The 22,819-nt window shown below is 48.6% G+C and carries 19 protein-coding genes; 16 read left to right on the top strand and 3 right to left on the bottom strand.

Annotated features, from left to right (window positions below):
* Nucleotides 1-26 precede the first annotated feature (26 nt).
* The gene (gene tsf / locus DWZ67_RS03350; RefSeq protein ID WP_120138118.1) at nt 27-1,019 is read left to right on the top strand and encodes a translation elongation factor Ts; all 993 of its coding nucleotides are present in this window, start codon (nt 27-29) and stop codon (nt 1,017-1,019) included.
* A gap of 107 nt (nt 1,020-1,126) precedes the next feature.
* Here tsf and DWZ67_RS03345 read toward each other — a convergent pair whose 3' ends face one another.
* Nucleotides 1,127-1,474: a translation initiation factor gene (locus DWZ67_RS03345; protein WP_005833443.1), complete on the bottom strand. Its 348-nt coding sequence runs from the start codon at nt 1,472-1,474 to the stop codon at nt 1,127-1,129.
* Nucleotides 1,475-1,624: 150 nt separating this feature from the next.
* On the opposite strand from DWZ67_RS03345, the gene DWZ67_RS03340 reads away from it, so the two are divergent.
* The 9 genes from DWZ67_RS03340 (at nt 1,625) to DWZ67_RS03300 (ending at nt 13,758) form a co-directional block, all read left to right on the top strand.
* Nucleotides 1,625-2,281, top strand: a complete 657-nt coding sequence (locus tag DWZ67_RS03340) for a redox-sensing transcriptional repressor Rex (protein WP_016274430.1) — start codon at nt 1,625-1,627, stop codon at nt 2,279-2,281.
* Complete coding sequence (locus tag DWZ67_RS03335) at nt 2,281-2,898, top strand: fumarylacetoacetate hydrolase family protein (protein WP_016274429.1); 618 nt, start codon at nt 2,281-2,283, stop codon at nt 2,896-2,898. Before DWZ67_RS03340 ends, DWZ67_RS03335 begins: the two co-directional genes overlap by 1 nt.
* A gap of 184 nt (nt 2,899-3,082) precedes the next feature.
* A complete protein-coding gene (locus DWZ67_RS03330) occupies nt 3,083-4,702 on the top strand; it encodes a DUF6377 domain-containing protein (protein WP_016274428.1) in 1,620 nt (539 codons plus the stop codon).
* Between the two features lie 302 nt (nt 4,703-5,004).
* Nucleotides 5,005-7,953, top strand: a complete 2,949-nt coding sequence (locus DWZ67_RS03325; RefSeq protein ID WP_120138151.1) for a SusC/RagA family TonB-linked outer membrane protein — start codon at nt 5,005-5,007, stop codon at nt 7,951-7,953.
* A 23-nt stretch (nt 7,954-7,976) separates the two neighbouring features.
* Complete coding sequence (locus DWZ67_RS03320) at nt 7,977-9,671, top strand: RagB/SusD family nutrient uptake outer membrane protein (RefSeq protein WP_005833437.1); 1,695 nt, start codon at nt 7,977-7,979, stop codon at nt 9,669-9,671.
* A 16-nt stretch (nt 9,672-9,687) separates the two neighbouring features.
* Nucleotides 9,688-10,989, top strand: a complete 1,302-nt coding sequence (locus tag DWZ67_RS03315) for a histidine-type phosphatase (RefSeq protein WP_120138117.1) — start codon at nt 9,688-9,690, stop codon at nt 10,987-10,989.
* Nucleotides 10,990-11,145: 156 nt separating this feature from the next.
* Complete coding sequence (gene ispF, locus DWZ67_RS03310; RefSeq protein WP_005833434.1) at nt 11,146-11,625, top strand: 2-C-methyl-D-erythritol 2,4-cyclodiphosphate synthase; 480 nt, start codon at nt 11,146-11,148, stop codon at nt 11,623-11,625.
* Nucleotides 11,626-11,663: 38 nt separating this feature from the next.
* Nucleotides 11,664-12,680: a metallophosphoesterase family protein gene (locus DWZ67_RS03305; protein WP_120138116.1), complete on the top strand. Its 1,017-nt coding sequence runs from the start codon at nt 11,664-11,666 to the stop codon at nt 12,678-12,680.
* A gap of 22 nt (nt 12,681-12,702) precedes the next feature.
* On the top strand, nt 12,703-13,758 hold the full coding sequence (locus tag DWZ67_RS03300) for a Gfo/Idh/MocA family oxidoreductase (protein ID WP_057087125.1): 1,056 nt from the start codon (nt 12,703-12,705) through the stop codon (nt 13,756-13,758).
* Between the two features lie 11 nt (nt 13,759-13,769).
* Here DWZ67_RS03300 and DWZ67_RS03295 read toward each other — a convergent pair whose 3' ends face one another.
* Entirely contained in the window at nt 13,770-14,630 is an 861-nt protein-coding gene (locus DWZ67_RS03295; protein ID WP_117958882.1) for a hypothetical protein, read from the bottom strand.
* 67 nt (nt 14,631-14,697) lie between these two features.
* The gene (locus DWZ67_RS03290; protein WP_117588999.1) at nt 14,698-15,753 is read right to left on the bottom strand and encodes a porin; all 1,056 of its coding nucleotides are present in this window, start codon (nt 15,751-15,753) and stop codon (nt 14,698-14,700) included.
* Nucleotides 15,754-16,040: 287 nt separating this feature from the next.
* Between DWZ67_RS03290 and DWZ67_RS03285 the strand changes: the two genes are divergently transcribed.
* From DWZ67_RS03285 to xseB, 6 genes are all read left to right on the top strand, one after another.
* On the top strand, nt 16,041-18,323 hold the full coding sequence (locus DWZ67_RS03285) for an exo-alpha-sialidase (RefSeq protein ID WP_229100056.1): 2,283 nt from the start codon (nt 16,041-16,043) through the stop codon (nt 18,321-18,323).
* A 98-nt stretch (nt 18,324-18,421) separates the two neighbouring features.
* Nucleotides 18,422-19,489: a tRNA 2-thiouridine(34) synthase MnmA gene (gene mnmA / locus DWZ67_RS03280; protein ID WP_016273142.1), complete on the top strand. Its 1,068-nt coding sequence runs from the start codon at nt 18,422-18,424 to the stop codon at nt 19,487-19,489.
* Between the two features lie 20 nt (nt 19,490-19,509).
* Complete coding sequence (locus DWZ67_RS03275; RefSeq protein WP_373153406.1) at nt 19,510-20,880, top strand: S8 family peptidase; 1,371 nt, start codon at nt 19,510-19,512, stop codon at nt 20,878-20,880.
* 4 nt (nt 20,881-20,884) lie between these two features.
* Complete coding sequence (gene xseA, locus DWZ67_RS03270) at nt 20,885-22,117, top strand: exodeoxyribonuclease VII large subunit (protein WP_120138114.1); 1,233 nt, start codon at nt 20,885-20,887, stop codon at nt 22,115-22,117.
* Nucleotides 22,118-22,190: 73 nt separating this feature from the next.
* Entirely contained in the window at nt 22,191-22,589 is a 399-nt protein-coding gene (locus DWZ67_RS03265; RefSeq protein ID WP_005833412.1) for a lipocalin family protein, read from the top strand.
* A 12-nt stretch (nt 22,590-22,601) separates the two neighbouring features.
* A complete protein-coding gene (gene xseB, locus DWZ67_RS03260; RefSeq protein ID WP_016273138.1) occupies nt 22,602-22,817 on the top strand; it encodes an exodeoxyribonuclease VII small subunit in 216 nt (71 codons plus the stop codon).
* The last annotated feature ends 2 nt before the right edge of the window (nt 22,818-22,819 follow it).

The following is a 22,819-nucleotide window of genomic DNA, read 5'->3' as shown; positions in this document are numbered from 1 at the left end:
ATTAACAATTAAAATAAAAAGATATTATGGCTGTAAGTATGGCTGATATAACCAAGCTCCGCAAGATGACCGGTGCTGGTATGATGGATTGCAAAAATGCTTTGACTGAAGCTGAAGGCGATTTCGACAAGGCAATGGAAATTATCCGTAAGAAGGGACAAGCTGTTGCAGCTAAGCGTTCAGATCGCGAGGCTTCTGAAGGCTGTGTGCTGGCTAAGACTACGGGTGACTTTGCCGTTATCATCGCTCTGAAGTGCGAAACTGACTTCGTGGCTCAGAATGCTGATTTCGTGAAATTGACTCAGGACATTCTGGACCTTGCCGTGGCTAACAAGTGCAAGACTCTGGACGAAGTAAAAGCTCTGCCGATGGGCAACGGTACTGTACAGGATGCTGTAACAGACCGTAGCGGTATCACTGGCGAGAAGATGGAGTTGGATGGTTACATGACTGTAGAAGGTGCAAGCACTGTGGTTTATAACCACATGAACAGAAATGGCCTCTGCACTATTGTTGCTTTCAACAAGGCTGTTGAAGAAGGACTGGCTAAGCAGATTGCCATGCAGATTGCTGCCATGAACCCGATTGCAGTAGACGAAGATGGCGTATCTGAAGAAATCAAGCAGAAGGAAATAGATGTTGCTATCGAGAAGACAAAAGCTGAACAGGTACAGAAGGCTGTTGAGGCCGCTTTGAAGAAGGCTGGTATCAACCCGGTTCACGTGGACAGCGAAGACCACATGGAAAGCAACATGGCCAAAGGCTGGATTACTGCTGAAGACGTGGCAAAGGCAAAGGAAATCATTGCTACTGTTTCTGCCGAGAAAGCTGCACATCTGCCTGAACAAATGATTCAGAATATTGCTAAGGGCCGTCTTGGCAAGTTCTTGAAAGAAGTTTGCTTGCTGAACCAGGAAGACATCATGGACGGCAAGAAGACAGTTAGAGAAGTCTTGAAAGAAGCTGATCCTGAATTGAAGGTTGTTGACTTCAAACGTTTTACTTTGCGCGCTGAATAATTCCGCTTAGAAACGATTCTATAAAAAGAAGTGGCCGTATATGGAGTTGAATTCCTAAACGGTCACTTTTTTATGCCTCTACAGTTGCAGTGAGACGGATGATGCGTTTATCCCACGGGCTTGGTTTGCGTGTATCCTTCTGCCTTCAGGAGGTCGATGACACGTTGTTTGAAGTCGCCTTGCACGATGATTTCTCCATCTTTGGCACTTCCGCCTACTCCACATTTACTTTTCAGCAATTTGCCCAGTTCTTTCAGATTATTGTCGGTGCCCACGAAACCGGTGACAAGAGTGACGACTTTGCCACCCCGGTTCTTGCGGTCCAGCTGTACACGCAGGCGTTGTTGTGCAGGGGGGAGGGTAGCTTGCTCCTCATCGTCATTCATCTCATAGTTGTAGTCCGGGTTGGTGGAATAGACTATATTCAACCGTTCTTTCCAATCATTATTCTTCATACTTCTTTCTTTTAAACTTCCCAAAAGTACGATATTATGTGGAATTATGCAATTAGAAATTATGTTAAGCTTTTGTTGCATCCGTGTTACTGATTAGAAAAAAAGCACTACTTTTGCCAATCGCAATATTGAGAACTTAAATAAGAAACTATGAGCAGTCCGTTACAGAAAAAAGAAACCATGAAGGTGCCGGAACCTACTTTGCGCCGGCTTCCGTGGTACCTTTCCAATGTAAAGTTGCTGAAACAAAAGGGGGAACGATTCGTATCATCCACCCAGATTTCCAAGGAAATCAATATTGATGCTTCACAGATTGCCAAAGACCTTTCGTATGTCAATATCTCGGGCCGTACGCGTGTGGGATATGAGGTGGACACGCTGATAGCTGTACTGGAGGATTTCCTGGGATTTACCAATATACACAAAGCCTTTCTGTTCGGTGTCGGAAGCTTGGGAGGTGCCTTGCTGCGCGACTCGGGTCTGAGCCATTTCGGTTTGGAGATAGTAGCTGCTTTCGATGTGAAGCCCGAACTGGTGGGTACGACACTGAGCGGCATCCCCATCTATCACTCGGACAAGTTCAAGCAGAAGATGCAGGAGTACGATGTCAATATAGGCGTGCTGACGGTGCCTATCGAAATAGCCCAGCAGATAACGGATTCCATGGTGGAGGGTGGTATCAAGGCCGTATGGAACTTCACCCCGTTCCGTATCCGTGTTCCCGAGAACATTGTCGTGCAGAACACTTCCCTTTATGCCCATCTGGCCGTGATGTTTAACAGACTGAACTTTAACGAAATCAAGTAATGAAGATTATTGCTGTAGGAATGAACTATGCTCTGCACAACAAAGAGCTGGGACATACACACGAGAATAAGGAACCGGTTATTTTCTTGAAACCCGATTCGGCTATACTGAAAGATGGCAAACCTTTCTTTATCCCCGACTTTTCCAACGAAGTGCATTATGAGACGGAAGTGGTGGTGCGCATCTGCCGTTTGGGCAAGAATATTGCTCCCCGCTTTGCCCATCGCTATTACGATGCGGTGACGGTGGGCATCGACTTCACGGCACGCGACTTGCAACGTAAGTTCCGTGAGGCGGGTAATCCGTGGGAGCTTTGCAAAGGGTTCGACAATTCGGCAGCTATCGGCACCTTTGTCCCTTTGGAACAAGTGGGCGGCAATGTACAGAATTTGGACTTCCATTTGACGATTGATGATAAGGAGGTGCAACGCGGTCATACATCGGATATGCTTTTTCAGGTAGATGAAATCATTGCTTATGTCAGCCGCTTCATGACCTTGAAAATCGGTGACTTGCTGTTCACGGGTACCCCTGTGGGAGTAGGTCCCGTCAGCATCGGACAGCACTTGCAGGGCTATCTTGGGGAAGAGAAAGTACTTGACTTCAATATCCGCTGAGCAGCATTCGGGATTTTTGTCCGTAAACCTCTATGTTAGCTTACTAAACTTCTGCTTTATAAAGCTAAAGTATCCCTTTACTAATTTCGTCCAAACATCTTTTGTCCAAAGAACTTTGTAATCAACGGGTAAATGTTTACTTTTGTGATGTAATCTTGAACTATAGACAGAGAAACCGTACTGCATGAAACGTTTGTTTGCCATCCTTTTCGCTTTGTTTTGCACTATGCCTTTATTCTGCCAAGATAGAGAGGTGGATTCATTGCTTCGGGTGCTTGATGCATCTGTGCAGGGGCGTGAACGATATACACTGGAACGTCAGTCTCAAATCAATGCCTTGCAGTGCCAGCTGAAGGCTACCCGTTCCGATGCGGAATTACTGGAAATCTACCAGGAGTTGTTCGGCAAATACAGCGCCTACCGCATGGACTCTGCCTTGTGGGCAGCAAATCGTTGCGTGGAAGTAGCCCAGCGTATGTCCGTAGCATCGCATCTCTACTCTGCCCGTATGCGTGTGGCAGAGGTGATGATTGGTACAGGAATGTATAAGGAAGGACTGGAAATTTTGGAAGACATTCCCCAGGAGGAACTGGGTGCGATAGATATGTTCTACTACTATAATCTTTATCATAAAGTGTACACGCTGATGGCATCCTATGCTTTTTCAGAAGAATTGCAGGCGTCATACTCCCGGCTGGCATATCAGTACAAAGACTCCATTCTGCGTGTGAAGCGTCCCGATTCGCAAGGCTATCAACTGACTTTGGGCGACAAACTACTGTATGAGGGTAAGTATGACGAAGCCATAGGTGTTTTGGAGGGTTGCTATGATATCCATAGCCAGAAGGACTTCAGCCTTGCCATTCCTTCTGTTGCATTGGCAAGCGTTTATGGTGCCAAAGGAGACCACAAGCAGGAAAAGAAATATCTTACCATCTCGGCAATAGCCGACGTGCAAAGCGGAACAAAGGAATACATTTCGCTTTGGAAACTTGCCAACCTGCTCTATGGCGAGGGCGACATAGAACGTGCGTATACCTATATGGAATGCTCCATGCAAGATGCTACCTTCTGTAATGCTCGCTACCGTACGATGGAGATTTCGGGGATGTTGCCCGTCATCAACTCCACCTACGAGGCCAAGTTGCATGAGGAAAAAGAACAGCTGGTCACCTTATTTATATGGATATCCATCCTGGCGGCAGTATTGCTAGTGGCCTTGGTCTATATTTATCATCAGATGAAGCGCCTTTCCCTTGCCAGAAAGACCATGGATGACATGAACAAGGAATTGAAGCACATCAACGGTGACTTGCAGGAACTGAATGCTCGGTTGCAGGAGTCGAACCGTGTGAAGGAGGAGTACATCGGCTACGTCTTCAACATGTGTTCCGTCTATATAGACAAGCAGGAAGAATTCCGCAAGATGCTGGCAAGGAAAGTGAAGGCCGGGCAGCTGGACGACCTGGTGAAAACCATCCACTCCACCACCTTTGTCACCGGCGAGTTGAAAGAATTCTTCCATACGTTCGACAGCGTCTTCCTGAAACTCTATCCTAAGTTTGTGAACGACTTTAATAACCTTTTGCAGGAGAACGAGCGCATCTATCCTAAAGAGGGCGAACTGCTGACTCCGGAACTCCGTGTGTTTGCCTTGATTCGGTTGGGAATTTCAGATAGCGGAAAGATTGCCACCTTCCTGCATTACTCTTCGCAGACCGTATATAATTACCGCTTGAAAGTGCGGAGCAAATCCTTTCTTTCTAAAGAAGATTTCCTGAATATGGTGCAGAAAATAGGGTAAAACTCCTCCTATGCCCTTTATGTGAATCTACTTTCTTACTTTCTGCTGATTTTCACAATATGCTGTTTTTTAATGTTTTATAGATAAAGCTAATCTGCTTGCGTCTACTTTAAGCTTCTACTCGCCTTTTTCGCGGGACAGTTAATCATATACCTTTGCAACATCGACAAAAGATTAAAGTTAACTGTAGTTTTTTGATAAGTATTAGTTAAGAAGATTGGGTATAAGGATTGCATGGAACCGGGCGTGCTTGGTTCCTTTTCTTGGCAAACATTATTTTTATTAACTATATATTGTATTATATGAAAAGCATGATTAAAATCGCAAAGAGTATTCTCCCGTTGCTGGGATTGCTCTTGTCTTTGTCACTTTCGGCACAAGATATTGCAGTGAAAGGACATGTGAAAGACCACACAGGTGAACCACTGATTGGGGCTAACATCTTGATAAAGGGTACCTCTGTGGGAACTATCTCTGATGTGGACGGTAACTTTACTTTGAAAGCTGCCGTCAATGATATTCTCTCCATTACATGTATCGGTTTTAAGGGCCAGGAACTGACGGTTACCGGCAGCAATACACCGCTCGTCATCACTTTGCAGGAAGACACGGAGATGCTGGACGAAGTCGTTGTAATCGGTTACGGTCAAGTGAAGAAAGGAGATGTCACTGGTTCTCTGCTAACTGTGAAGCCGGACGAGCTGAACAAAGGAAAGCAATTGACTGCCGAAGACGCTCTGGTGGGTAAGGTTGCCGGTGTGAACATTGTACCGGGCAGCGGTGCTCCGGGCAGCGGCGGTACCATCCGTATCCGTATGGGAGCTTCTTTGTCAGCAGACAACGACCCACTGATAGTTATCGACGGTGTGCCTGTCAGCAACGCCTCCATCAGCTCTATCAACCCGAATGACATTGCTTCGTTTACGGTATTGAAAGATGCTTCGGCAACAGCCATCTACGGTTCGCGTGCCTCCAACGGTGTCATCATTATCACTACGAAGAAAGGAAACACCGACGGTGTTTCACGTCCCTCTTTCAGCTACAGTGCCAACGTGACGGTGGGCAATGTGTATAAGAAACTGGATGTACTTTCCGCTTCCGAATATCGCGAAGCCTTTGCCAAGTATGCCAATGCTCCGGAGGCTTTCAAGCTGGGTGATGTCAATACCGACTGGCAGGATGAAATCTACCGCGTGGCAATGGGTACAGACCACAACCTCTCCATGACTGGTGCTTTGAAGAATATGCCTTACCGCGTGTCCGTGGGCTATACCAACCAGAACGGTACGTTGAAAAACAACAACTACCAGCGCCTCAATGCCAGTATCGGTTTGTCGCCCAAGTTCTTCGACAAGCATCTCTCTGTTGACATCAATATCAAGGGTAGCATCGAGGACGAAAAGCCGGTTTCCACCAGTGTCATCGGAAGTGCCGTAGGTTTCGACCCTACACGCCCTGTATATCAGAACTATGACGGTAATGTAGGTTTGGGGTACTATATGTGGATGGGTGTAAGTAATACCCCCATCACGCTAGCTGCCTCAAACCCCGTCTCCGACTTGGAACTTGCCGACAAGCAGAACAAGACCAAACGCTCCATCGGTAATATTGCCCTCGATTATAAAATACACGGTTTTGAAGACTTTCGACTGAACCTGAACATGGGGTATGATTTCCTGACGGAAGACAAACACGATAACATGCCTGACTTGGCCCCCGCCATGTACACCGGCAACGAACAGGATGGTACCGGAAAGCGTTATACATATCATAACGACAAACGCAATACACTACTCGACTTCTACGCCAACTATGCCAAAGACTTCAACGACCATAACCTCAATGCCATGGCTGGTTACGGCTGGCAACGTTTCTGGTACAAGAACCATGATACCACTACCGACACCAAGGGTGAGGATCTTACCTCTCCCAAGCACGAGGAAGCTGAACTCTACCTGCTCTCCTTCTACGGTCGATTGAACTACTCTTGGAAACAGCGTTATATGCTGACTGCTACGTTACGTGCCGATGCTTCTTCTCGCTTCTCGCCCGAGACCCGTTGGGGCTACTTCCCTTCCGTAGCCGCTGCATGGCGTGTGAACGATGAGGCTTTCTTGGCAGACAACAAAGTAGTGTCCGACCTGAAACTCCGTTTGAGCTACGGTCAGACCGGCCAGCAGTCCATCGGTTCCTACTACCAGCATTTGTCCACCTATACTGCATCTTACGATGAGTCCAGATACTTGTTCGGTAACAAGTGGTACACCACCTACCGCCCCAACGGCTACGATCCCAACATTAAATGGGAGACTACGGAAACTTACAACATCGGTATCGACTACGGTTTCTTGAACAACCGCATCTCGGGTACGATTGACTACTACTGGCGTAACACGAAAGACCTGCTGAACGACATTTTTGTACCTGCCGGCAGTAACTTCACCAACCGTATCGAAACCAACATCGGTGATATGGAAAGCAAAGGTCTTGAAATCGGTGTGAACTTGGTTCCCATCCAGACCAAAGATTGGGAATGGAACATCAGCGGTAACTTCACTTGGAATGCCTCAAAGATTACCAAGCTGAACACCATCGACAACGAGAGCAACTACGTAAAGACAGGTAACGCCGGAGGTACAGGCCGCTATCTGCAAGTACACATGGTAGGAGAGACTCCGAATACCTACTATCTACTGAAGCAAGCTTATGACGAAAACGGACAGCCGCTGGACGGTAAATACATTGCCAAAGACGGCTCCATCACTTCTAGCGAAGAAGACTCTAACAAGTACGTCACTGGTAAGAGTTCCAAGGCCCCTTACTATTGCGGTCTGTCCACCCATCTGTCCTACAAGAATTGGGATTTGGGCATCAACGGACACGGTAGCTTCGGTTTCTATGTCTATAACTATGTGGCTGCTTCCAACTCCTTGGATGCACTCTATGGCAGCAACGGCGTTTCCAGCAACATCCTGCGTTCTACGCTCGAAAACAAGTTTACGCAAGACCGCCAGTTCACCGACCATTTCTTGGAGAGAGGCAACTTCTTCCGTATAGACAATATCACCATCGGTCATACGTTCAATAAACTGTGGAACGACGGGACATCGCTCCGTCTCTCCTTCGCCGTACAGAATGTATGCACTTTGAGCGGATACTCCGGTCTTGATCCGGAGCTTTATGACGGAATCGATAAAAACATCTATCAGCGTCCGCGTACGTTCATGCTGGGAGTTAACCTTAATTTTTAATGACTAAAAACAGATACATGATTATGAAAACTAGATATTTCAAATTAGTAACAGTATGTTTGCTGGCTGTGTCACTTTTTGCTTCTTGCCTGGGCGACCTGGATACATTGCCGCTGGATGATAACGAACTGACCGGTGAGATGGTGTACTCTACTCCCGAGGGCTATATCGGCATGATTGCCAAGTGTTATGCTGCCCTGATACAGACAGGGCAGAAGGGTGGTGACGGAGGAGACGGCGATGTGTCGGGCATCGATGAAGGATATTCTGGTTATACTCGTGCCTTGTTCTACTTGCAGGAAGCTTGTACGGATGAAATCGTATTCCAGTCCGGTGGCAGCAAGGGTGTACGTGCCATGCTTTACTTGAATTGGGATGCTTCTACTGAGATTGTGGGTTATCCTTATTACCGTCTTTTCATGACCATTAACTATTGCAACGAGTTCCTACGTGAATGTACAGAGAGCAAATTGCAGGAGAGAGGTGTGTATGAAGCCTTGAAAGACGAGTATCAATACTATTGTGCCGAAGCCCGCTTCATCCGTGCTTATAGTTACAGTATGCTCTGCGACCTTTACGGTTCTACACCCTTCGTGGACGAAACGATGGAAGTAGGTGACATGCCCGAGCAAGCCACTCGCGAGGAAATCTACAACTTTGTGGTGTCCGAACTGGAAGAATTGACCACCCTGCTGAAAGAACCCAAAAAGAACGAATATGCCCGTGTGGACCGTGTAGCAGCCTGGTTCTTGCTGTCACGTGTTTACTTGAATGCCGAAACTTGGGTAGGAAAGAATGAATACACAAACGCATACAAATATGCCAAAAAGGTAATTACGGAAGGTAATTATCCGCTGGCTTCCGATTATCGCCACATCTTCTTGGCAGACAATGAAACTTGTTCCGAAATCATCTGGCCGCTGGTGCAGGATGCAGACTATGCGCAAGGCAGCGCAGGTACTAACTTCCTGATTAAGGCGTTGATGAATGGAGATATGGGCAACTATATCCGGATAGGTGTGAACGGCACCTGGGGCAATGCCCGCGTAAAGACACAGCTGGTGGATATGTTCGAAGAAGAAGACCAGACTTTTGTGGCAGACGACATCTGGGGGAACGGCAAGAAAGACAAGCGTGCCCAATTCTTCTCTATTGGCCACACCAAAGAAACTTGGGTAGAAGGCAAGGAGTTCCAGAGCGATTTCAATAACGGCTACGCCTGCATCAAGTGGAGAAACGTGCGCAAAGACGGCAGTGAACTGGAACCAGGCGGCACGAAGTACTCCTCTGTCGATTATCCGATGTTCCGTACGGCAGATGCCTACTTGATGGCGGCTGAGGCTATTCTGCGTGGCGCCGAAGGTGGTTCGCGTACCGAAGCGTTGGAGTATGTGAATGAAATCAGAGACCGTGCTTACATGTCCGGCAAATATGGTAATGGCGTATCGGGACGCATCAGCGACAGTCGGTTGAATCTTGATTTCCTTTTGGATGAACGTGCCCGCGAGTTGCACATGGAGTTGGTTCGCCGTACAGACCTGATTCGTTTTGGTAAGTTCACCAAGGGATATAACTGGGACTGGAAAGGTAGTGACAATGGCGTGGCAGGTTCTTACATAGGTAAGGATGTGGACGACAAATACAACCTCTTCCCCATTCCGCAGGACGAGTTTACCACCAATCCTAATTTGACACAAAATCCTGATTTCTTGAACTGAAAAGCTTTATTATCCTATGAATTTTAGATTGAAACGAATCGTTTTTTCTACCATTCTTTTTGCCGCATCGGCTGTGCATACATCGTCGTATGCACAAGCCACGTGCGAAGAAATCTTCGATAACATTGCCGTTACCGGAGGAGTGTATTATGCCTATCCGGCACCGGGTGTACAGACCAAGGCACCGAAGGGTTACGAGCCTTTCTATATCAGTCACTTCGGACGTCATGGCTCGCGCTGGCTGATTTCTGACGAGGAGTATATCCGTGTGATGGAAGTGTTTGAAAAGGCACATCAGGCAGGTAAACTTACTCCGCTGGGCGAAGATGTGCGCAAGCGGTTGGCTATTGTCTGGGCAGATGCCGAAGGACGCGGTGGAGACTTGAGCCCAGTGGGCGTGGATCAGCAGCGCGGTATTGCCGAACGTATGTATCAGGCATTTCCCGAAGTCTTTAAAGGTGCGCCGGAGATGTCGGCATGTGCTACACTCGTAATACGTTGCGTACTCAGTATGGATGCCTTCTGCGAACGTCTGAAGGAATTCAATCCCCAACTGAAGATTGAGCGTGAATCCAGCAACAAATACATGCCTTACTTGAACTTTCATACGCAGGAAGCCATGAAGTTCACTTCGCACAAGGGCCCTTGGTACGAGGAGTTCCGCAAATTCGAGAAGAGCCATGTTCGTCCCGAACGTCTGATGAACTCACTTTTCTCCGATAAAGAGTTTGTCCATAAACGTGTGAATCCGGAGGAACTGATGCGCGGTCTTTATGCGATAGCCTCGGACATGCAGGACGTGGAGCAGGAAGTATCGTTCTATGATATTTTTGAGAAGCAAGAGTTATTCGACATTTGGCAGATACACAACTACAAGAACTACGTGTGCGACGGTCCCTCGCCCATGACCAACGGACTGATGGTGGCAAACGCCAAACCGACACTGGAGAACATCATTGCCGCTGCCGACGAGGCTATTGCTTCGGGTAGAAACTCGGCTACTTTCCGCTTTGCACATGATGGAAACATTATCCCCCTGGCAGGATTGATGAAGTTGGAGAACTGCTATAACGAGGAGGCCGACCCCGATAAGTTCTATCAGGCGTGGTGCAACTACAAGGTTGCGCCGATGGCAGGAAATATACAGCTGGTGTTCTTCCGCAAGAAAGGCTCGCCGGAAGATGTGATTGTAAAACTGTTGCTGCACGAGCATGAAGTAAGTATCCCGGTGAAGACGGATATGGCTCCTTTCTATCACTGGCAAGATGTGAGAGCTTTTTATAAAGGAATTGTAGACAGTCTGCCCGACAGACCGTAACATATTCTTCATGCTCCATACCGATTGCACGGTTTACTTCCGATTTTCTTTCCACAAGGGGAGCAAAAAACGGCGTAATCCGTGCAATTTGTGTCTTGTTCCTTCTCTTGTTCCTATTTTTTCCGTACTTTCGTATCAACTTAAAGAAGTAACGATATGAAGATACGTGTAGGTTTCGGCTTTGATGTCCACCAACTGGTGGCAGGGCGCGAGCTTTGGCTGGGCGGTATCCGCCTGGAACATGAAAAGGGATTGTTGGGGCACTCGGATGCAGACGTACTCATCCATACTATCTGTGACGCATTGCTGGGAGCGGCGAATATGCGCGACATCGGCTATCATTTTCCCGATACTGCCGGTGAGTTCAAGAATATAGACAGCAAGATTCTGTTAAAGAAAACAATAGAACTGATAGCTGCTAAAGGCTATTTGGTGGGTAATATTGATGCTACCATCTGCGCTGAGCGGCCTAAGTTGAAGTCCTATATTCCCGAAATGCAACGTACGCTTGCCGCGGTGATGGGAATAGACGAGGATGACATCTCCATCAAGGCCACCACCACGGAGAAACTCGGCTTTACGGGCAGGGAGGAAGGTATATCCGCCTATGCCACTGTATTGATAGTGAAGGAATGACATGAAATAATATCAACTCAATTTAATCATCCACTTATATGAAGAAAATCTCCTTGACCTTTTGTCTGGCACTTTTATCCTCCTTGTTCTGCCCGGCACAAGTATCGCCTTTACAGTTCAACAAGAATGGAGAGTTTAAAATCGTCCAGTTTACAGACATCCACTTTAAGTATGGTAATCCGGCTTCAGACATTGCTTTGAAGCGTATTGGCGAGGTGCTCGATGCTGAGCGCCCCGATTTAGTAGTCTTTACCGGCGATGTGGTCTATGCCGCACCTGCCGATACAGCCATGCGCAAGGTGCTTTCCTATGCTACGGACCGTAAGATTCCTTTTGTCGTAACCTTTGGTAACCACGACAACGAGCAGGGAAAAACACGTGCCGAACTTTATGATGTTATCCGTTCCATGCCTTTCAATATCCAACCCGACCGTGGCGGAGTTGAATCCCCCGACTATGTCCTCACACTGAAATCCTCGGACGGCAAGAAGGATGCAGCCCTGCTTTACTGTCTGGATTCCCATTCCTACTCCAAACTGCCCGATGTAAAAGGGTACGACTGGCTCACTTTCGACCAGGTGAACTGGTACCGCCAGCAGAGTGCCGCTTATAAAGCAAAAAACGGTGGGCAACCTTTGCCTGCACTGGCATTCTTTCATATCCCTCTGCCGGAATATAATGAAGCCGCTTCTGACGAGAACGCCATACTGATAGGTACCCGCATGGAAAAGGCTTGCGCTCCGGAGCTGAATACGGGCATGTTCACTGCTATGAAAGAGGCCGGTGATGTGATGGGTATGTTTGTCGGACACGACCATGACAACGATTATGCCGTAATGTGGAAAGGCATTCTGCTGGCTTACGGCCGTTTCACCGGTGGCAATACCGAGTACAACCATTTGTCCAACGGTGCCCGTGTCATTGTGATGAAGGAAGGTGCCCGTACTTTCACCACCTGGATTCGTCTGAAAGGTGGCGAAATCATTGATAAGACGGTCTACCCCGACAGCTATATGAAGGACGATTGGCGTAAGCGTCCGTTGGTGACGGAATAAGGGTGAACTTAAAAAGAACGATATGGACAAGATAAGAACTGGATTAGCCGCTTACGGAATGTCGGGACGTGTTTTCCATGCTCCCTTCATCTCCACCAACCCTCATTTTGAATTGACTGCCGTTACGGAGCGCAGTAAGGAACTCTCCCGGGAAAAGTATCCCGACGCTTGTATTGTGCGGAGTTTTGGGGAACTTATCGGACTGGAAGGGTTGGATTTGGTTGTCATCAACACACCGGACAGCACTCATTATGAGTATGCCCGCCGCGCCCTCGAAGCTGGCAAGCATGTGGTTGTGGAGAAGCCTTTCACTACCACCGTGGCAGAAGCTGAGGAGCTGGTGGCACTTGCCGCAAGCCGGGGGCTGACCTTGAGCGTTTACCAGAATCGCCGGTGGGACGGCGATTTTCTGACGGTCAAGGAAATACTGTCCAAAGGCCTGCTGGGACATCTGGTGGAGTTTGAATCCACCTTCCCCCGTTATCGTAATTTTATCAAGCCGAATACTTGGAAGGAAACCGGACAAGATGGCGGTGGCTTGACCTATAACCTGGGCGCCCACGTCATAGACCAGGCTGTGCAGCTGTTCGGTATGCCCGAAGCCGTCTTTGCAGATATTGCCACGTTGCGCAAGGACAGCAAGGTAGACGACTACTTCATCATTCATTTGCTACGCCCCTCAAAGGCACCCGAAGTAAAGATAACGCTGAAATCCAGCTATCTGATGTGTGCGAGCGAACCCCGTTTCGTCCTCCACGGCAGGGAAGGTTCTTACGTGAAATATGGTTTCGACCCGCAGGAAGCCGCCTTGAACGAAGGCGTATTGCCCGTCACTCCGCACTGGGGCGAGGAGGACAAATCCTCTTGGGGGGTACTTCATACGGAAAAGGGCGGTAGAATCGTGCATGAATCTTATCCAAGCCTTCCCGGTGATTATGCAGCTTTTTACGAGAATATCTATCGGCATATTTGTCACGGCGAACCTTTGCAGAGCGATGCCCGCGAGGTGGTCGGAGTCATCCGCTTGATAGAGGCAGGCTGGGAAAGCAGCCGTATGCAGCGTGTGGTTCGTATCTGATAGAAAATCTTTTACCCGGTAGGGATGTGCAGCTTCACATGTGTCAACCGGGTGTATTTCGTACTTCCTATTATATAGGTACGCGCGATGCGTGCCGATGCTATCTCCATCAGTTCCCCTACTTGGTAGGCATGTTCCACGGCGGGCAGCTGGCATGATTTCCGGCTTGCCGTGCGTGCATTCAGCCGGATGCTGACGAAGTTGCCGATGGAGTCTTTCAGCTTCAGCACCTGGCGCACATAGAAATAAGGAGTGGTCCCTTTGAGCTGCGTCTTGTAGGGGTTGTCCTCCAGTCGCACGCTGAGCACCGTCAGCGTCAGGTTCTCCACTTTTTCGCCTTCCTTCCCCAGAAAACGTCCGCTGGTGGTCTGGTACGTTTTTCTCCGTTGTATGTCGAGATGGACCGAATGGTAAATCTTGGCAATCTGTACAAAACGTTCCTGCTTGGGGATGCGTGGTTGGAATTTGAAAGCTATCCACGTAAGATAGGCAGGGTCTATACGGAGGATTTCGTGCAGGAAGTGTCCGTGGTATTTGCCTACGGAGATAATGTCGTCCCCTTTGCTCTGCATTCTTTTGGCATTGTACTCCACAAGCAACAGGCTGCGCGGTGAGTAGAAGCATAGCGTGCTTGCCATCCGCAGCGTTTCGTGAATGTCGGTGGAAAGGTCGCAAATGTAGAAGATGGACTGTCTTCCGGGCAGTGGAGAGTAAATCCATAAAGTATATTGGAGATGCTCCGGTCGGGGCAGTACGACAAGATAGGCGCCCACTTCCTTATAAGAGGCTCTCCCTTGATTGTATGCATTCAGCTTACTATACAATAAGTCTTGTTCAGTCTGCGGTATGCCGGGTATGATTGGATTTGCCATAGCTCGGAATAATTTATTCCAAATATACCTTTTTGGAATGAAAAAAGCAAGGGGAAGTCAGGAAATATCAGAAGCGTACCATCAATTCCAATACCACCTTGTCTTGTTCCGACTCTTTCGCTATGCTGTTTTTGGCATAGAAGTATTTCTCGTAGTTCAGCCGGAGGTCTGTGCGGAATGCCTTGCTGAGGCTGAAGGTGATGCCGCCCGTCAGGCGTTGGCGTTTGTAGTCGGTCACTGTCAATCTGCCGGTTTCCTCATCGGCGGTTTTGGCGTCGCTCTGGTCGGTCATCATGTCGTAGCGTAGCAGGAAAGACATCTTGTTGAATACTTTTCGTAGAGGCAGGTCGTAGTTGATGAAGGTGTTGACGGCGTGTACATCTTTGAAAGCGTTGTCGGAATATTGCTTGTACAAGTATTCGCCTTCGATATGGAAACGGCCGGTTTCGTAGTAAGCGCCGATGTCATAGGACTGCATGCGTACTTCTTCCGGTTGGATACTCTGCACGCTTAGTGTCAGGTTCAGTCCTTTGGTGAAGAGAAACTGGGCTTTGGCGGAGTAGTTCACTTCCTTGTGCCATTCTTTCTGGTTGGTCAGTCCGGAACCGTTGAAAAGTCCTCCTTCCACGGTGATAGGTACATCGGTAGGCAGGGTATATCCTACTGTGAATCCCACGTCCCGTACATTGCCCACTTGCTTGGCGATGAACGAGCGGTTGGGGAAGTATTGCTGGTGCGGCGAGCGGTGGGCGTCGATGGTGAAGGGGACGCGCATTTGTCCGGCGGTGACTGTTAGTCCTTTTGTCGGGAAAAGCCGGGCGTAGGCATCCAGCATCTTGATTTGGCCTTCGTCGGAGAGGTCTATCTCGGCTTTGTAGGCTACGCTGGGCAATACGTTGCCCGTCACGCTGACGCGGGCATTGCGTACTTCGAAACGTCCTGCACCCATGGTGGTCTGATATTCGTATTTGGCGCGGATGGTTCCGTGGACTTCCGGCAGGTAGTCTTTGGTTTCCATTTTTTCCTTTTCAATCTTTTTTCCGTCCTCATTGATGGAGGGCGTTTGGGCAATTGCGGCCAACGGCAGCAGGGCAATCAGTACTGTCAATGCACTTTTTTTCATAATCTGTTGTTGTCGAATGATTTGTCGGCGACAAAGTTCGGACATACGTGTTGTGTTTTTGTGTCATATATGTTGCATTGTTGTTACAAAAAACTGTTGGAGGGAAGAACTGCGATGGGTGCCGTTTTAATCTTTTTATGGCTTGATTTAGTTTCTTGTTTTTATTAAAACGTTGGTTGTTAGGATTGTATGTGCACTGCCACAAATGTTTCAGTCTGAAATATCAATGAAATATTCTTATCTTTGAAGGAAATATCAAGAACGTTTGTTTTAGAACCCTGATGCTTATGAAAAGACAGTTGTTTTTAGCAGGAATAAGTTTGATACTGGGCGGCATGCCGATGCTTGCTCAAGATATATCTCCGGTGAATTCCGTTTCTTACGAATGGAAGAGCGTACCGATAGTGGGAGGAGGCTTTGTGGACGGTATCGTTTTTCACCCAGAAGCTCCTGGTGTCCGTTATTGCCGCACCGATATGGGAGGAGCCTACCGGTGGGACGCTGCTTCCAACCAGTGGACGCCCTTGCTGGACTGGATAAGTCTGGATGAAAGTAATCTGCAGGGGGTGGAGAGCATTGCCATCGACCCGCAGAATCCGCAGAACGTGTATATTGCCTGCGGTACGTATACCAGTAGCTCCAATGGGGCCATACTTTGTTCTTATGATGGCGGCAGAACCTTTGCCCGTGTCGATGTGCCCTTTACGATGGGCGGCAACGAGAACGGGCGTGGTAATGGGGAACGGATGATGGTGGACCCGCAGAATGGGAATATCATTTATATGGGAACCCGTTTGCATGGTTTGTGGCGCAGTATGGATAAGGGGCAGAGCTGGGCACGGGTGGTGTCTTTCCCGGATGTCTCCGAGAAGTTCAATCCTGCCGACCGTGCTGCATGGGGGAATCGCGGTAGTGGCATTGTCTGCATAGTCTACGATGTACAAGGTACTCAAGATGGGCGTGGTACCCGTGACATTTATGTGGCGGCTTCATTGATGGGAAGGGAAAATCTGTTCGTGAGCCACGACTATGGTGAAAGCTGGCAGCCGGTTGAGGGGCAGCCGGTGCAGTATCGTCCCACACATATGGTTTTGACCGGTGACGGCCAATTAGTATTGACGTACGGAGATACTCCCGGTCCGAGTCAGATGGAGGACGGTGGAGTTTGGAAGTACGATATACGTAAAGACAAATGGACGGACATTTCGCCCGTCCGACTGTCCGATGGCGGAAAAGCGGGATTTGGCTATGCAGCTGTATCAGTGGATGCCCGTAATCCGAAACATCTGATTGCCAGTACACACAGCTTGGGAGGCAAACACGGTTATAAGAGTGATGAGATGTTCCGTACGACCGACGGTGGCAAAAGCTGGAAACCGATTTTCAAGACGGGATATGAGTATGATTATTCTAAAGCTCCCTATACAGAGGTGGCGCCCCTGCACTGGATGTTCGACATTGAGATAGACCCTGCCGACGCCGAACATGCCATGTTTACCACTGGTTTCGGTGGTTGGGAAACTTTCAATCTATCGGCCGTGGAACGCGGGGAACCGGTGAAATGGAGCATCATGTCTGCCGGTATTGAAGAGACCGTGCCCCTCGAACTTTATGCTCCCGAAAAAGGCGCGCGCCTGATTTCCGGTATCGGTGACTATGGTGGCTTTACGCATTTCGACCTCAATCGGCCCGATCCGTTGGGCAGTCATGCCAATCCTCATTTCGGTAATACGAATGGAGTGACGGGTGCCTGGTTGAAGCAGGATTTGATAGTCAGAGTGGGAACTTTGTTCGGCCACCAGCCGGGTGCACGCACCATCTCCTATTCAGAAGACGGAGGCAGGAGTTGGAACATGTGTGCTACTGTTCCCGTAGAGAAGGCGCGCAACGGGCATATTGCCGTTTCGGCCGACGGCTCTTCCTGGATTTGGACACCCGACCGTTCCACCGCTTTTCTGACCCGCGACAAAGGGAATTCGTGGATGTCTTGTCAAGGCCTGCCGGAGAATATCCGTGTCATAGCCGACAAAGTGAATCCCAAACGTTTTTATGCCGTGGATGCTGTTGCCGGACTTCTATACAGCAGCGAAGATGGCGGGGCGACCTTCCATACCGATACTCTGCAACTGGCTGTAAAAACACTCCGGCGGGGCAATGCCTCTCTGACGAATCGCAGGGGTGACCCGCGCGGAGGGCAAGACCGTATTTATTCGACTCCCGGTCGTGAGGGAGATTTGTGGATTGCCGCTTACGATGGCCTGTACCATTCCACTACCCGTACGGGATTTGATTTTCGTGCGCTGGACAAAGTCCGTACTATCTATGCCTTCGGGTTTGGCAAGGCAAAGCCGGGCAGTAACTATCCGGCCCTTTATCTGATTGGCGTTGTCAACGGTCAGTACGGCTTTTTCCGCTCAGACGATGCTGCCGTTTCCTGGGTGCGTATTAACGATGATGCTCATCAATACGGGTTGGTTCTGCATATCTGTGGGGATATGCAGGAGTATGGCAGGGTCTATATAGGGACACATGGACGGGGGATTGTGACGGGAGTGCCCTCTTCCGATTGACAAGTTCTTTATGTGAAGGCATGCTAAAAAGGCATGCCTTTTCTCTATCTTCTGCTCGAAATCATGTATTTTTGCAGACTAATTCATTGGTTTCTGATATGAGTACACCTGAAAAGCGAGTATTGGTCGGTATGAGCGGTGGTATAGACAGTACTGCCACTTGCCTGATGTTGAAGGAGCAGGGCTATGAGATAGTCGGTCTCACCATGTGGGTGTGGGGAGACGAACCGGTAGAAGCCCGCCAACTGGCAGACAGCATGGGGATTGAACATCATGTGGCAGATGAGCGCGAAGCCTTCCGACAGATAATCGTACAGAATTTTATAGATGAATATTGTCAGGGTCGGACTCCGAACCCTTGTGTGATGTGTAATCCGCTGTTCAAGTTCCGTATTCTTGCGGAGTGGGCAGACAAGCTGGGGTGTGCCTATATTGCTACCGGACATTACACCCGTCTGGAGGAACGGAACGGTAAGGTTTATATCATAGCCGGGGATGATGACAAGAAAGACCAGTCCTACTTTTTGTGGAGACTGGGGCAGGAGTTGCTGAAGCGTTGTATCTTCCCCTTAGGCACCTATACCAAGCAGCAAGTCCGCGAATACCTCCGCGACAAAGGTTATACCGTCAAGGCGGAAGAAGGCGAGAGCATGGAGGTCTGCTTCATTAAAGGTGATTACCGTGATTTCCTGCGCGAACACTCTCCGGAGATAGACCGCGAGGTGGGACCGGGATGGTTTGTCAATTCGGAAGGCGTTAAGCTGGGTGAACACAAAGGCTTTCCCTATTACACCATCGGGCAGCGCAAGGGACTCGAAATAGCCTTGGGCAAACCTGCCTACGTCTTGAAAATCAATCCTCAGAAGAATACGGTGATGCTGGGAGACGCCGAACAGCTGAAGACGGGATATATGCTTGCCGAACATGAGAATTTGGTGGATGAGGGAGAGTTTTTTGAAAGCAAGGAGCTAACCGTACGTATCCGTTACCGCAGTAAACCGATTCCTTGCGACGTGAAGCGCCTGGAGGACGGTCGTCTGCTGGTACACTTCCAGACGGAAGCCTCTGCCATAGCTCCGGGACAGTCTGCCGTATTCTATATAGGCCGAAGGGTAGTGGGCGGTTCCTTTATCGCTTCCCAAAGAGGCATCGGGATGTTCCTTTAATTTTTAATTTTTAGTTTATAATTGTGAAAAGACTTCTACTCCTTTCCGCCTTTGTCCTGCTTGCGGCAGGAGCATCGGCACAACAAGATACATTGAAGTATCGCATCAGCCTGAAGGATAAGGCTGCCACCACGTATTCCTTGGAACACCCGGAAGCGTTTCTTTCTGAAAAGGCGATTGCCCGTCGGCATAAGCAGAACCTGCCGATAGATTCTACCGACTTGCCGGTGTGCCGCAAGTACGTGGACGAAATTCGCCATCAGGGCGTAAATGTTGTGGTTACCGGTAAATGGGAGAACTTCGTCACGGTATCTTGCAATGACTCTACCTTGATAGACCGTATTGCCGCACTACCTTTTGTCTGCGCTACGGAAAAAGTCTGGATAGCTCCCAAAGGTGACAGTCCGATGATGTCTACCGGACGCGATTCTTTGATTAACCAGCCGAGTGTACATCCTGACAGTATCTATGGACTTGCCGTTAGCCAGATACAGATGAGTAATGGTGATAAATTGCACCAGGAAGGGTTCAAGGGGCAGGGCATGACGATTGCAGTTATCGATGCCGGTTTTCATAATGCCGATAAGATAACCGCCATGCAGAACATCCGGGTGTTGGGAACCAAAGATTTTGTAAATCAGCAGGCAGACATCTTTGCAGAGAGCAGTCATGGCATGATGGTACTGTCCTGCATCGGCATGAACCAGCCCGGCATTATGACCGGTACGGCGCCTGAGGCTTCTTTCTGGTTGCTGCGTAGCGAAGACGAGTATTCCGAGCATTTGGTCGAGCAGGACTATTGGTCTGCAGCGGTGGAGTTTGCCGATAGTGTAGGGGTGGATGTACTCAATACTTCATTGGGATATTACACTTTTGACGACAAGTCGAAAGATTATAGGTTCCGTGATTTGGACGGACGCCATGCACTGATGTCCCGTCAGGCTTCACACGTTGCGGACAAAGGAATGGTGCTGGTGTGCAGTGCCGGCAATTCTGGTATGGGTTCGTGGAAGAAAATCACACCTCCGGGAGATGCGGAGAACGTGCTGACCGTGGGCGCTATTGACAAGGAAGCCGTACTGGCTCCTTTCTCATCTATCGGGAATACGGCGGACCACCGGATAAAACCGGATGTGGTGGCTGTCGGCTTGGGGGCTGATGTCATACGTACGGATGGTAACCAGGGTAAGGCAAACGGTACGTCGTTTTCTTCTCCTATCATGTGTGGCATGGTGACTTGCTTGTGGCAGGCTTGCCCTGAACTTACGGCTAAAGAGGTGATAGAACTGGTACGCCGCTCCGGTGACCGTAAAGATTATCCCGATAATATATACGGTTATGGTGTGCCCGATATGTGGAAAGCATATCAGGATTATCTGCTCAAAAGATAGCCATATGGAATCGTTGTCTTTGTATGAGCTCAACGCCCTTGTGCGCCGCAGTCTGGAACAATGCCTTCCTGACGAGTGTTGGGTGCAGGCGGAGTTGAGTGATGTGCGTACCAATAGCACGGGGCATTGCTATCTGGAATTTGTGCAGAAAGATCCCCGCAGCAATAGTCTGATAGCTAAGGCGAGAGGTACCATCTGGGCAAATGTGTTTCGGCTGCTGAAACCCTATTTTGAGGAGGCTACGGGGCAGGCATTTGTTTCGGGCATCAAAGTGCTGGTTCAGGTCACTGTCAGTTTCCACGAACTTTATGGATACAGTCTGACGGTGCAGGACATAGATCCCACTTATACGTTGGGCGATATGGCGCGTCGTCGTAGGGAAATATTGAGGCAGCTCGAGGAGGAGGGAGTACTCACTCTTAATAAAGAACTGGATATGCCCCGCCTGCCGCAACGTATTGCCGTCATATCCTCACCGACGGCGGCGGGCTATGGTGACTTCTGTCATCAGCTGGAAAACAACTCCCGGGGTTTCTACTTTTATACGGAACTGTTTCCTGCCCTGATGCAGGGTGACCGTGTGGAGGAGTCTGTCCTCTCTGCTCTCGACCGGGTAAATGCACGCTTGTCCGAGTTTGATGTGGTTGTCATTATTCGTGGTGGAGGCGCCACGTCCGACTTATCCGGTTTCGATACTTACCTGCTTGCTGCTGCTTGTGCACAGTTTCCGTTGCCTATCATAACGGGCATCGGTCACGAGCGGGATGACACGGTGCTGGATTCTGTGGCACATACCCGTGTAAAGACCCCTACGGCGGCTGCCGAATTCTTAATAGAGTCCATGGACAGCGCTGCTGATGAACTGGAAATGCTTGCTTCCCGCTTGCATGAGGGTGTCAAGAATCTGTTGCAGCAGGAACAGCGCAGACTCTCTGGTTACAAGAACCGGATTCCTTCTGCCGCATACCATCGTATATCTGATGCAAAAATGGCTTTGCTGACTGTGCGGAAAGATGTGATGCAGGCTGTGACTTCCTCTTTGTTCCGCCATCGCCATCACCTGGAATTGTTGCAACAACGATTGGCAGATGCTTCACCGGAAAAGTTGTTGGCTCGCGGTTACAGCATTACGTTGAAAGATGGGAAAGTAGTGAAGAATGCAGATGAACTGCAGGAGAATGATATGATAACAACCCGTCTGCAGAATGGTGAAGTGGTTTCAATAGTACATATTTAACTCTCATTCATGCAGTGTTTTGCAAATCTCTGTATTTTATGAATATTGCTTAAATCATTTAAAATGAACAAAGATGAAAACACAAAATTTGTTTTTTATGCTGATACTGATAAGTATGGCATTTAGTTTTATTTCATGTACGGATGAGGATGATAAGGTCGAAATTCCTCAACTGGTAGGTAAGTGGATTGTGAAAGAACCAGTCCTGCAGGACGATTTTGTGACCTGCTATACGTTTAATGCAGACAAGACCTATGAAGTTTATACCGGAAGCCCGTTATCTAACGGAGTCCCTTTTCGTGGAACTTATATCATAAGTCTTGATGAAAAATTGATTACGTTGTATGATAAAGAGGGACATTATACTGAACAATATCATATTTTGAAACTGACGTCCAAGGATATGAAGTGGGAGAACGCATCGTCCAAAGACGGGAATTCTGACAAACGGCTTGAGAAGTACAACGATTAATTAATTTCAATTATGCCGGTAACCAAGAAAAAAGAGACCTACTCCGAAGCCATGGCGCGTTTGGAGAAAATTGTCAGCCAGATAGACAACAACGAACTGGAGATAGATGTACTTGCCGAAAAGATAAAGGAGGCAAACGGAATTATAGCATTTTGCAGCGATAAATTGACCAAAGCCGACAAGGAAATTGAAAAATTACTGTCGGAGAAGCGAGAATCTGAAGAATAAAA

Source organism: Bacteroides sp. AF34-31BH (genome assembly GCF_003602795.1).
GTDB classification, from domain to species: domain Bacteria; phylum Bacteroidota; class Bacteroidia; order Bacteroidales; family Bacteroidaceae; genus Bacteroides; species Bacteroides uniformis.
This window is presented reverse-complemented; position numbering and strand designations above follow the sequence as displayed.